This is a genomic window from Burkholderia cepacia (assembly GCF_001718835.1).
Taxonomy (GTDB): domain Bacteria; phylum Pseudomonadota; class Gammaproteobacteria; order Burkholderiales; family Burkholderiaceae; genus Burkholderia; species Burkholderia cepacia_F.
Genome location: NZ_CP013444.1, coordinates 1206766 through 1219032, shown reverse-complemented (window position 1 = coordinate 1219032; position 12267 = coordinate 1206766). Strand labels below are relative to the sequence as shown.

Annotated in this window: 9 protein-coding genes; 1 reads left to right on the top strand and 8 read right to left on the bottom strand. The window is 71.0% G+C overall.

Translation table 11 applies throughout. The features are described from left to right. Positions 1-198: 198 nt before the first annotated feature. The 7 genes from WT26_RS25755 to WT26_RS25725 all read right to left on the bottom strand — a co-directional run bounded on the left by WT26_RS25755 (position 199) and on the right by WT26_RS25725 (position 9854). Positions 199-2460: a tetratricopeptide repeat protein gene (locus WT26_RS25755; protein WP_069274231.1), complete on the bottom strand. Its 2262-nt coding sequence runs from the start codon at positions 2458-2460 to the stop codon at positions 199-201. Further along, positions 2457-4709, bottom strand: a complete 2253-nt coding sequence (locus tag WT26_RS25750) for a tetratricopeptide repeat protein (RefSeq protein WP_069274230.1) — start codon at positions 4707-4709, stop codon at positions 2457-2459. The genes WT26_RS25755 and WT26_RS25750 overlap by 4 nt, the downstream gene beginning before the upstream one ends. 48 nt (positions 4710-4757) lie before the next feature. Next, entirely contained in the window at positions 4758-6980 is a 2223-nt protein-coding gene (locus tag WT26_RS25745; RefSeq protein WP_069274229.1) for a tetratricopeptide repeat protein, read from the bottom strand. Between the two features lie 217 nt (positions 6981-7197). Next, entirely contained in the window at positions 7198-7860 is a 663-nt protein-coding gene (locus WT26_RS25740) for a PulJ/GspJ family protein (protein WP_069274228.1), read from the bottom strand. Beyond that, positions 7844-8278 carry a type II secretion system minor pseudopilin GspI gene (gene gspI / locus WT26_RS25735; protein ID WP_069275138.1) on the bottom strand — a complete coding sequence of 145 codons (435 nt, stop codon included), beginning with the start codon at positions 8276-8278 and terminating at the stop codon, positions 7844-7846. Before gspI ends, WT26_RS25740 begins: the two co-directional genes overlap by 17 nt. A 550-nt stretch (positions 8279-8828) precedes the next feature. Further along, positions 8829-9035 (bottom strand): hypothetical protein, encoded by a 207-nt coding sequence (locus WT26_RS25730; RefSeq protein ID WP_069274227.1) that lies wholly within the window; start codon positions 9033-9035, stop codon positions 8829-8831. Positions 9036-9245: 210 nt separating this feature from the next. Further along, positions 9246-9854 carry an alpha-ketoglutarate-dependent dioxygenase AlkB family protein gene (locus WT26_RS25725; protein ID WP_069274226.1) on the bottom strand — a complete coding sequence of 203 codons (609 nt, stop codon included), beginning with the start codon at positions 9852-9854 and terminating at the stop codon, positions 9246-9248. Positions 9855-10120: 266 nt separating this feature from the next. Between WT26_RS25725 and WT26_RS25720 the strand changes: the two genes are divergently transcribed. Next, the gene (locus WT26_RS25720; RefSeq protein WP_059866387.1) at positions 10121-10705 is read left to right on the top strand and encodes a malonic semialdehyde reductase; all 585 of its coding nucleotides are present in this window, start codon (positions 10121-10123) and stop codon (positions 10703-10705) included. 65 nt (positions 10706-10770) lie between these two features. Here the strand turns inward: WT26_RS25720 and WT26_RS25715 are convergent, their stop codons facing one another. Then, positions 10771-11919, bottom strand: a complete 1149-nt coding sequence (locus WT26_RS25715; protein WP_069275137.1) for a metallophosphoesterase — start codon at positions 11917-11919, stop codon at positions 10771-10773. Positions 11920-12267 lie beyond the last annotated feature (348 nt).

Here is a 12267-nt window from a genome sequence, read left to right as displayed (position 1 = left end):
GCGTTGCCGCGATCGCGCCGAGGCCGGCGCCGATCCATGGCCGCGCGTGTCGATGCGCGTTGAACAGGCCACTGGAATCCGAAGACCATACGAAGCGCGCGTGGCAGCGGCATGGCGGGTGCTACGGACCATTCCGGCCGCGCATGAAAGGTCCGTAGCTTTTGTCATATGCGCCGGAGCACGCCGAGTCATGCCGGGTCATGCCGGCTCGCGGTGCGACCGCGCGAGCGCGGCGAGCGCCGCGCCGACGCGCGCCACGACCGCCGGCCAGTCGCCGGGCAGACCTTGCCGGAACAGCGTCGCGCTCGGGTACCACGGGCTGTCGTCGCGCTCGAGCAACCAGCGCCAGTCCGGCACGCGGGGCAGCAGCACCCACACGGGGCGCCCGAGCGCGCCGGCCAGATGCACGACCGAGGTATCGACGGCGATCACGAGGTCCAGCGCATCGACGAGCGCGGCCGTTTCCGCGAAATCCTTCAGCGCGTCGTCGAACGACACGACGCCGCTCGCCGCGAAGGCTTCCACATCCCGCGCGCGCACCTGCGGCTGCAGGCTCACGAACGTCGCATCGAGCGCGACCAGCGGCGCGAGTGCGGCAAACGTCATCGACCGGTTTTCGTCGTTCGCATGATCCGGATTGCCCGACCATGCGAGCCCCACCCGCAGGCGGCGCGGCGGCGCAAGCGCATCGAGCCGGCCGGCCCACGCCGCGCGTCGCCGTGCGTCGGCGCGCAGGTACCGCACGCCGGCCGGCACCGTATCGAGCGTCGTCCGGAACGCGAAAGGCAGGCTCATCATCGGGCAATGGAGATCGAAGGCCGGCGCAGGCTGCCCGTCGGCGATGACCCGACTCACGCCGCGCAGCGTGCCGAGCAGCCCGGCGAGCGCGGCCGGCACGTCGAGCAGCACGGTCGCGCCGCGATCGTGCGCAAGGCTCGCGTAGCGGCAGAACTGCAGCGTGTCGCCGAAACCCTGCTCCGCGTGCAGCAGCACGGTCCGGCCCGCGATCGACGCATCGCCGTGCCACATCGGCCGGTCCGCGTGACGCCGGTGCAGCATGACGTCGGCGGCATCCCAGCGCGATTCGTGTTGCCGCCAGCCCGCGTCGAAGTCGCCCATCACCAGGCGGCAGAACGCCTCGGAGCGCCGCGCCGCGCCGTGATGCGGATCGCGTTCGCACGCGCGCACGAAATCGGCGAGCGCGGCGTCGTAGTCGCCGAGCTGCTGGCGTGCGACTGCGCGCGTGAACAGCGCCTGCGCGGCGTCCGCGGGCGCGCCGGCCGCCGCGGCATAGCTCGCGAGCGCATCGTCGTAGCGACCGAGCTGCTGCAGCGTCAGCGCGCGCTGGTAAAGCAGTTCGGGCCGCGGCCCGGTCGTCGCGAGCGCCCGGTCGTAGTGGACGAGCGCGTCGTCGAATGCGCCGAGCGCGCGCAGCGCGGCCGCGCGGTTGCGCAGCGCATCGATGTCGTCGGGCCTGCGCGACAGCGCTTCACCGTAAGCGTGCGCGGCGTCCGCGTGTCGTTCGAGCCCGAGCAGCGCGTTGCCGCGGCCGACCCACGCGCCGACGTTGTCGCGGTCGTGTGCCAGCAGCCGGTCGCTACGCTTCAGCAGTTCGTCGCGCAAATGCAGCAGATCGAGCGCGACACAACTCACGAACAGCAACTGCATGTCGTCCGGCGTGCGGGCCAGCCCTTCGTCGACGCACGCCAGCGCATCGGCCGGACGCCCGAGTTCGGTCAGCACGACGCCGCACGCGTAGACGAGATCGGGCGTCTTGCCGCGCACCACCATCGCGAGCTGGTAGGCATGCAGCGCCTCGTCGCCGCGGCCAAGCGCGCGCAACGCATGGCCGCGTTCGGCGAGCGCAGCCGGGTCGTCGGAATCGATCCGCAGCGCGCGCTCGATGCTGATCAGTGCGTCGGCAGGCCGGCCCAGTATCCGCAGCGTCTCGCCGCGCTTGCGCCACGCGAGCGCATGCCCCGGCTCGCGGCCGAGCACGCGATCGTACGCGGCGAGCGCGGCGTCGCCGTCCCCGAGCGCATGCAGCGCGTCGCCGCGCGCCGCGTTGGCCTCCGCATGGCCCGGGTCCTGGGCAAGCGCGCGCTCGCACAAGGCGAGCGCGTCGCGATGGCGGCCGATGCCCGTGAGCGCCGCCGCATGGTTCGCGAGATTCCACGGCTGGCTCAGGCCGGACCGCATCGATCGCGCAATCAGCGGCTCCGCGCGAGCCGGGTCGCCGACGCGCAGGTATGCGAAGCCGAGCAGGTGCAGCGCCTCGACGTGGTCGGGCACCATCGCCAGCACCCCCTCGTAGAGCCGCGCCGCCCCCGCGAAGTCGCGTTGCTCGAGTTTCGCGCGCGCATGGCGCAGCGCATCGTCGAGCGCGGCTTGCAGCACGCTAATGCCCGCGCCCGGCGTAAATTCCGGCGTCGGTCCCGGCCGCGCGGTCTGCGCGCTCATCGCGCGGCTCCGCCGACCAGCGCCGGCAGCGTGTCCCGAATGCGTTCGACGACGCTCGCCCACTGTCCGCCCTCGGGCTGTCGGAACAGGCGCGCGCCCGGATACCACGGGCTGTCGTCGCGATCGAGCAGCCAGCGGAAGTCGGGCGTGTGCGGCAGCATCACCGCGAGCGACCGGCCGAGCGCGCCGGCCAGGTGCGCAACCGACGTATCGACGCTGACCACGCAATCCATCAGCGCGGTCAACGCGGCCGTTTCCGCGAAATCCGTCAGTTCGTCGCCGACGAAGCAGACCGGCCCGCCTTCGAGCTGCGGGCGCTCCTCGTCGCGAATCACCTTCTGCAGGCTGATCCATTCGTAGCGGTCGTCGAGCAGCGGCAACAGGTCGGCGAGCGTGATCGAGCGGTTGCGGTCGTTCAGGTGCAGCGGGTTGCCGGACCACACGAGGCCGATGCGCGGCCGCGCGGACTCACCGAGCCGCTCCCGCCAGCGGGCGACGCGCGCCGGGTCGGCGTGCAGATACGGCGCGCCGGACGGAATCGACGCGAGATCGGTGCGGAATTCGAGCGGCAGGCTCAACAGCGGGCAATGCAGGTCGAACGGCGGCAGCGGGTCGCCGCGCGCGACGAGCACGTCGACGCCGTCGAGCGTCGCGAACAGCGCCTTCAGCTCGACCGGCGCCTCGACCACGACGCGTGCGCCGAGCGCCTTCACGAGCGGAACGTAGCGGCAGAACTGCAGCGTGTCGCCGAGCCCCTGCTCCGGATACAGCAGGATCGTCTGCCCGTCGAGCGGCATGCCGTGCGTCCAGCGCGGCTGCGCAAAATCGCGCCGGCTGCCGTCGAGCTGGCTGTCGCGCCAGCGCCATTCGTATTCGGCCCAACCGGCCTCGAAATCGCCGATCGACAGACACAGGAACGAACGCATGCAATGCGCGTGCGCATAGTCGGGGTCGATGTCGATCGCTTGCGCATACGCGCGCAGCGCGTCCTCGTGCCGCCGAAGCGCGCGCAACGCGCTGCCGCGGTGGAAGTGCGCGAGCTTGTCGCGTGGCGTCGCGGCGATCACGCGCGCGAAGTCATCGAGTGCGTCGCCGTAGCGGTGCGTTTCGAGCCGCACGCGGCCGCGCGTGAACCACGCGGGCGTGTAGTCCGGTTCCGCCGCCAGCGCGCGGTCGCACGCATCGTGCGCGTCGCCGTGGCGGTCGATCCGCATCAGCGCGCTCGCGTAATTGCACAGCACGCCCGTGTTGTCCGGCTCGACCTCGAGGGCTCGCGCATAGCTGTCGGTCGCGTCGCGGTAGCGCGCCAGATAGCTCGCCGCGTTGCCGCGATTGGCGAGCGAGCGCGCATGGCGCGGATCGATCGCGAGCGCGCGGTCGCAACGCACCAGCGCTTCGTCGTGCCGGCCGAGCTGCTCGAGTGCGATCGAGCTGTTGAAGATCGCATCGACGAAACCCGGGCTTGCGGCGATCGCCGCGTTGAAATCGGCGAGCGCGAGCGCCGGCTCGCCGAGATCCAGATGCGCGACGCCGCGCAGGAACAGCGCGTCGGCGCTACCCGGCCGCAGCGCGAGCGCGTGGCCGTAGCTGTCCACCGCATCGCGGAAGCGGCCGAGCTCACGCAGCGCGAGCCCGCGCGCGCGCATCGCGTCGAACGTGCGGCCCGCGAGCGCGATCGCGCGATCGCAATCGGCGAGCGCGTCGTCGCAGCGGCCGAGCGCGCGCAGCATGTCGCTGCGCTTCACGTAACCGTCGGCGAACTGCGGCGCGAGTTCGAGCAGACGGTCGTAAGCCGCGCGCGCGTCGTCGTGGCGCGCGAGTTGCGCGAGCAGCCCGGCCCGCTGAAACAGCACGCGCTGATGCAAGGGATTGATCGCGAGCGCCTCGTCGAGCCGCGCGAGCGCATCGTGCTCGCGCCCGAGCCCGGCCAGCACCGCCGAGTAGTTCGCGAGCGCGAGCGGCACCGGCTGGCGCTCGATCGACTGCCGCATCAGCGTGTCGGCCTCGGCCAGCCGCCCCTGCTGGAAACGTACCGCGCCGAGCAGGTGCAACGCCTCCGGATGCTCGGGATCGAGCGCCAGCAACTCCGCGTATGCCTTTTCGGCATGGTGCAGCGCGCCCTCGTGATGCGCCTTGCGCGCACGCACGAGCAGCCGTTCGAGCTGCGCGGCATCGGGCCGACGGATCGCGGGCGGCGGCCCCGGAATCGTTGCTGCCGCGAGCGGCGTCCCTGCCCCGTTCGATGTCATGCTCTGGCCCCCGGTTGTCGCATCGTGTCGTCGTGTTTTGGGTCGGTTCTAACGCGTGATCCGGTCGAGCGCGGCGCACACCGCGTCGATCACGCTCGCCCAGCGGCCCGCAACGGCCTGCCGGAACAAGCGCGCGTCCGGATACCATGGGCTGTCGTCGCGCCCGCGCATCCAGCGCCACGCCGGCGGGTCGGGCAGCAGCACCCACACCGGATGGCCGAGCGCGCCGGCCAGGTGCGCGACCGCCGAATCGACGGAAATCACGAGATCGAGCGAGCGGACCAGCGCCGCCGTATCCGCGAAATCGCCGAGCTCGTCGCCGCAGCGCCGCACCGGCGCGTTCGCCAGCAACGCGTCGTCGCGCGCGGTCACGGCCTTCTGCAGGCTGATCCAGTCGACGTCGAGATCGAACAGCGGCGCGAGTCGCGCGAAATCGATCGAGCGGTTGTGGTCGTTGCGGTGTTCCGGATTGCCGGCCCATGCGAGCCCGATGCGCGGGCGGCGCGATTCGCCGAGCCGCTCCGTCCACTGCCGGACGCGCTGCGGGTCCGCATGCAGATAAGGCGTCTGGCGCGGCATGTCGGGCAGCGTCGCGCGCAGCGCGAACGGCAGGCTGGGCAGCGGACAGTGGCAGTCGAACGGCGGCAGCGATTCGCCGCGCGCGATCACCTGCGCCGGCCCTTGCAGCGACGCAACGAGCTCACGCAGCGGCGCCGGCACTTCGAGCACGACGCGCGCGCCCTGCGCGGCGAGATGCGGCACGTAGCGGCAGAACTGCAGCGTGTCGTCGACGCCCGGTTCCGCATGGATCAGGATCGTCCGGCCGGCGAGCGGCGCGTCGCCGCGCCACGACGGCTGCGCGAACGCACGGTCGTGGCGCGCCAGCGCCGGATCGCGCAACCGCCATTCGTACCCGCGCCAGCCGCGCGCGAAATCGCCTTCGACGAGGTGCAGCGACGCCCGCGCGACATGCGCGTCCACGTAGTCCGCGTCCAGCGCGATCGCGCGATCGTAGGCCGCCAGCGCATCGTCCGCGCGTCCGGTCGCGTAGTGGAGATTGCCGCGGTTGAGCCAGTTCGCCGCATGGTCCGGGCGCAGTTCGAGCGCGCGGTCGAGCGAGCGCAGCGCGTCGTCGTAGCGATGCAGGTCCTGCAGCACGCTGCTGCGATGAGTCCAGGCCTCGCCGAAGCGCGCGTCGTTCGCGAGCACGGCGTCGTAGCTTTGCAGCGCTTCGTCGAAACGTTTCAGGAAGCGCAATGCGGTGCCTTGATTGCAGCGGACCTCGTGCGCGCCCGGGTCGATGTCGAGCGCGCGCGCATAGCTGTCGAGCGCGGCGTCGTGGCGCTTCAGCTGCAGCAGCGCGTTGCCGCGGCACGCGTGCGCGCGCGCATGCGCCGGTTCGAGCGCGAGCACGCGTTCGCAGCGCGCGAGCGCCTCGCCGGCGCGGCCCAGCCGTTCGAGCGCGACCGCACTGTCGTAGAGCGCCTCGACCAATGAAGGGTCGGCCGCGATCGCTTCGTTGAAGGCGCTCAGCGCTTCGTTCAGGCGTCCGAGATCGACGAGCGTCTGGCCGCGCATCGACAGCATCACCGCGACGCCGGGCCGGATCTCGATCGCGCGGTCGACGCACTGCAGCGCGTCGGCCGGGCGCTGCAGCGCGCGCAGCACCAGCGCGCGGTTGAACCACGATTCGAACGAATGCGGATCGACCATCAGTGCGCGATCGTAAGTGTCGAGCGCTTCCTGATGACGCCCGAGCGCGCGCAGCGCGCCGCCGCGATTGCAGAGCGCGTCGAGCACGAGCGGCGACACCGCCAGTGCACGGTCGAACGACGCAAGCGCGTCGTCGTAGCGGCGCAGGCCGATCAACGTGTTGCCGTGGCGCACGAGTGTCTGCACGTCGCGCGGATCGACGCGCAGCGCCGCGTCGAACTGCGCGAGCGCTTCGTCCGCGCGCCCGCCGTCGCCGACGAGCGCGCCGAGATCCGACAGCGCGCGTACGTCCGGCGCGATCGCGATCGACCGGCGCAGCAGCGCTTCGGCCTGATCGGCCTCGCCGCACTGGAATTGCAGTACGCCGTACAGGTGCAGCGCCTGCGGATGATCGGGTTCCTTCGCGAGCACCGCGAGATAATCGCGTGCGGCGTCGTCGAGGCGCCCCGCGCTGTGCCAGTTCAGCGCGCGGGACAGCATCGCCGCCGGCGCGCGGGTTCCGGACGCATCGCGCGCGGATGCGCGTGCGTGTGCACCTTGTGAGTACTCGCCCGCCACGTTGGCCCCCTTGCCGTCTCGCGGAATCCGTTGCCGGTCGACCGTCCGGAGCGGCGGGTCGCGGCAATCGCTGTCGAAGCGAGACTAGCGGACGAGCGGTAACACGCGTATGACGAAAGTTACGGACCATTTTGACGGGCGGGCCGGACGCGCACCCCGTGCCGCCCCGCGCGGCCGATGCATGCGGTGCGCGGTGTGTGCGCATCGGCCGCCGTGCTTACTGCCCGATCGGAATCGTCCGTTCGTATTCGACGGACGGCGTGCCGAGCGCGACCGCGAAGCGGACGCCGCGCGGCAGCGGCATCCCGAGCGACGTGATGTTGCTGATGCCGTGCTGCGCGAGAAACTGCGCGTAGCTCTGCTCGATGGCGGCCTGGCTGGCGGTCCATCCGCCCGGCGCGATCCACACCGCCAGTTGCATCGCGCGCGCGTCGCGGCTGACGACCACCTTCGCAAAATCATCCATGTGACGCAGCGCGTCCTCGACTTCGGCCAGCGACGCGAGCGGCTGCGACGCGCTGCGCACGAGCTCGCGCCCCTTGAGCTGGTAGCGCACGACCTGCATCTGCGCCGGCCCGCCGCCGACGCCGAGATGACGCACCATCACGAGATCGTTCGGGCGAATGCGCAGCGGCGGCCCGAACACTTCGTCGGCCGTGACGAGGTTCATCAGATCGAACTGCAACTGGGAGAAGTAGCGGCCGAGCAGACGCGTTTGCGCCAGATTCGACGCGATATCGTCGCGTCCTCGGATCGTCGCGTCGAGGCCGCGCCACGACAGCAGCGCGATCACGGCGAGCAGCGCGATCGCGACCAGCATCTCGATCAGCGTGAAGCCGCGGGCACGCGCCGCCGCGCGCGGATCAGCGGCGCGCTTCATTCTGGATCACCGTGACGACTTCGGCGAGCACGTTGCGGCTCGACGCGGACGGATACACGCTCACGGTCACGCGCCGCACGAGCGGGCTCGGCAACGCGGCCACCGACTGGCGGCACACGAACCGGTACGGCCCTTGCGGACACGCGAACGTGCTGGCGCCGACGGGCGGCCAGTTCGCGGCGATGCGGATCTCGCCGAGCGCGTTGTCGGCGCTCCACAACGCGAGCAGGCGCATGCGCGCCATGTCGGTATCCGACGCGAGCGCGCCGATCGCGCGCATCACGGCACCCAGCGCCACCGCGACGATCGCCAGCGCGATCAGCACCTCGATCAGCGTGAAACCCGTTTGCGGCCCCCGCGCCGCCGACGCCCCGCCGCGGACCGGGCGATCGTCACAGCCTGTCTTGTCGTCGCACATGAACCACGTCCGTCGGTTGTCCGTCATGCCGGCGCGGCTCGCGCAGCGCGCGTCCGGCCGGATGCGCGCCTACGTTAGGCGAAACCTGTGGCAGTCGCGTGTCGAAAGATACGGACCATTCCTGACGGGACGGGAAGGCGCACGCGCGGCGCGGCGGCCGGCGTCGCGACCCAGGGCCTGTTCACGCTAATAACGGGCTTGCGCTGGCCGCCAGAAGGGCCGAGCGCGAGGAATGCGACGCAGCGAATACCGGGCGTATTCGCAAGGAGCATGACGCGGCGATCGGCCCTTCTGGCGGCCAGCCCCGCGAATGAATTTTTTAAGATCAGGGGAACTTGCCTTGCCGGCCGCATTGCGGCGTCGCGCGTCGCTTGTTTGGCTCGGCCAAACGGCGCTCCTTGCTTCTTGCACTGCAGCCGGCAAGGCAAGTTCGCAAGCCCGTTATTAGCGTGAGCAGGCCCTGGGATGAAGAAAAAGCGGAAGACCCGGCCGCCGCGGCAACGCGCCACGGTCGGCGTGCGCCGCAGTCTACGGGAAACGACGGGAAGCGTCAGGCGAGCACCGCGCCGTCGAGCGCCGCGCGCGCGCGTTCGCCGGCGGCGTGCGCGTCGGCCTCGCGAACGAAACCTTCCCGGCTGAACGCCACGACTTTCACGCCGACGCCGGTCGCCCGCTTCACCGTCAGCGCCCATTGCCATCCGCCGTCTTGTTCAAAGACGTGCAGCGAGGGTTCGAGGGATTCACTCAGTCCGGTCACGCGAAGTTCTCCCGCCGCCCGTCGTCCGGCGCCGGCCGGCCCTCGGGCATGCGATGCAATCATTCCGGCAGCGATCGGTACGCGCCGGTCCATCAGACAGTCTACACGGAATATGTTGCGACGCACCATCAGAGGTTTCACTGGGCTATCTCAAAATAAAACCGATAGCCGGGCTGCATGGGCCATCGGCATTCGCGCGCCGGGCTTGCGTCAGGCAGCGTCCGCCGGTCCCGCGACGACCCGCCGGAACGTCAGGTTCACGCGCTCGCCCTGCACGCCCGGCGCCTTCGGCACGCGATGCTGCCATTCGGCCTGCGTGCGCCCGCGCATCACGAGCAGGCTGCCGTGCACGAGGCGATACGCATGCGTGACACCGGTCGCGCGATGGCGCAGGTCGAACACGCGCATCGCACCGAGGCTCACCGACGCGATCACCGGCGCCTCGCCGAGCTCGGGCTCGTTGTCCGCGTGCCAGCCGAGGCTGTCCAGCCCGTTGCGGTAGCGATTGAGCAGCACGCTGTTGAAACGCGCGCCGCACGTCGCCTCGACCGCGCGCTTCAGGTCGAACACGGCCGGCGTCCACGGCGCCGGCACGTTGCGGATCCCCGAATACACGTAGACGGCATCCGGCTCGCCCTGCCATGCGGTGAGCCGCGGCAACGGAATGCGTCCGCGCGGCGTGCGGATCGTGTCCTGACGCCACGCAACCTCGTCGATCAGCGCGTCCAGCGCGCGATCGGCATCGGACGGCGCCAGCCAGTCCGGGTACCAGTCCACGTCGGGCGCGGGCGTGTCAGCAAAGAGATCGAACGTGGACATATCGGGCGGGTCAGGCGGAAAACATCGACGGGCGACGCATGATTGCATGGTAGCGAACCGCGCACGCGGCCGCCATGCTCGTTCATTCGCGGCGCGAGGCCGTTCCAATCCGGTGCCGCTGCCCGGCCGACGGCTGCCGCCGGGCATGCGCAGGCGCATCACGCTATCATCGCGCCATGTCGCGCGGCCGCCCCTGCCCGGCCGCGCCACGTTCCCGTTCAACCCGGCCGGCGCGCTTCGCCGGCCCTTTTCCGGACCTCATCATCATGACGCTTTCCGATTCCGCGCTCGACCAGTTGTTCCTGACCGCGCGCACGCACAACACCTGGCAGGACAAGCCGGTCGAGGACGCGCTGCTCCACCGGCTGGTCGACGTCGCGAAATTCGGCCCGACGTCGGCGAACTCGAGCCCCGCGCGCTTCGTGTTCGTCAAGTCGCCGGAAGCGAAGGCCCGCCTGAAGCCGGCGCTGTCCGAAGGCAATCTCGCGAAGACGATGGCCGCGCCCGTCACGGTGATCGTCGGCATGGACATGGCGTTCTACGAGCAGTTGCCGCGCCTGTTCCCGCACGCGGACGCGCGCAGCTGGTTCGCGGGCAACGACGCGCTGATCCAGGCCACCGCGTTCCGCAACTCGTCGCTGCAGGGTGCGTACCTGATCATGGCCGCCCGCGCGCTCGGCCTCGACGCCGGCCCGATGTCCGGCTTCGATAACGCGGCGGTCGACGCCGCGTTCTTCGCCGGCACCACGGTGAAGAGCAATTTCCTCGTCAACCTCGGCTACGGCGATCCGGCCGGCCTGTTCCCGCGCAGCCCGCGCTTCGACTTCGACGACATCGCCCGCATCGCGTGACGCTCGCGCGGCGCGCATGAACGCGCGCGCCGCGGCGAGTGCGCCACGCCGGCGCGGGGCGCCGGCTACGCACCCCGCGTCAGCCGGATCAGCGTGATCTCGGACGGCACGCCGAAGCGGTTCGGCGGCCCCCAGTATCCGGTGCCGCGGCTCGTATAGAGCCACAGATCGCCGAAGCGGCTCAGCCCGCCGATCACCGGCTGCTGCAGCCGCACGAACGGCGGCCACGGCAGGAACTGGCCGCCGTGCGTATGGCCCGAGATCTGCAGCGAGAACCCGGCCCGGCTCGCCTGTTCCGCGCTGCGCGGCTGGTGCGCGAGCAGGATCTTCGTGGCCACCTCGCGCGGCGCACCCGCCAGCGCGCGCTGCGGGTCGCTGCGGTGTGCCGGGTCGAACGCCCCGGCCGTAAAGTCGGTGACGCCCGCGAGCACCGCGTGCGCGCCGTCGTGCTCGATCAGCACGTGCTCGTTGAGCAGCACCGTCAGCCCGATGCGCCGGAATTCGTCGATCCACGCGTGCGCGCCCGCGTAATACTCGTGGTTGCCCGTCACCAGGAAGCTGCCGTGCCGCGACTGCATGCGGCCGAGCGGCGCCGTGTGCTCGCGCAGGCGCTTGACCGAGCCGTCGACCACGTCGCCCGTCACGACGACGAGGTCGGCATCGAGCGCATTGACCGCGCGCACGATCCGCTCGACATAGGGCCGCTTGATCGTCGGCCCGACGTGGATGTCGGACAGTTGCACGATCGTCAGCCCGTCGAGCCCCGCCGGCAGCCCGTCGACCGGGATCGACACGCGCTTGACCGCCGCCGTGCGGCGCGCGTTCACGAACCCGATTCCCGTGATCAGCAGCGCGCCGGCCAGCACGCCCGACGCGCTGTCCGCCGCCGCCCCGCCCCATGCGCCGGCGTGTCCGAGCGCGCGCCACGCGGCCACGCCGAGCAGCATCAGGTCGCGCACGAACGTCAGCAGGAGCAGCGACGAGAAGAAGCCCATCACGACCGAGCCGGCCCAGCCGGCCAGCGTCGCGGCCCAGCCTTCGTCGAAGCGGCGCGAGAACATGCCGACCGGGATCAGCACGACGAAGCTCGCCAGCACGAGCGCCGCGATCGTGCGCGCGACCGGCGACGCGAACGCATCGGGAATGATCCGCATCCCGACGTACAGATGGAACAGCACGCCGATTGCAATGAACCGGACAAAAAAACTTCGCATGGCGCGCTCACCCACGTTGCGGCGCGACTGGCCAGCGAGGCCCGCGCCGTACGCCCGATGGTACACACATCCCGCCGAACCCGACGCCGGCGGCAGATGACGGGCCCGGCCGGCAGGATCGCGCGGATTCACGCCGGTTCACGCCGGTTCACGCGGGAATGCGCGGTTCGCGCGCCGATTCGATCGCGACGGCGCATCAAACGCATCGATTCAACTTGCCTTCCGCGTCCTTGCAGTCATAAGCAGCCCTATACGTCCGTGCGCCCGCGTCGCGCGGCCCTGACGAAAGCGCCGCCCGCCATCGCGGATGCCGAACAAGCCCCGGCTGGCCGTCCACGTCGCGCTGAT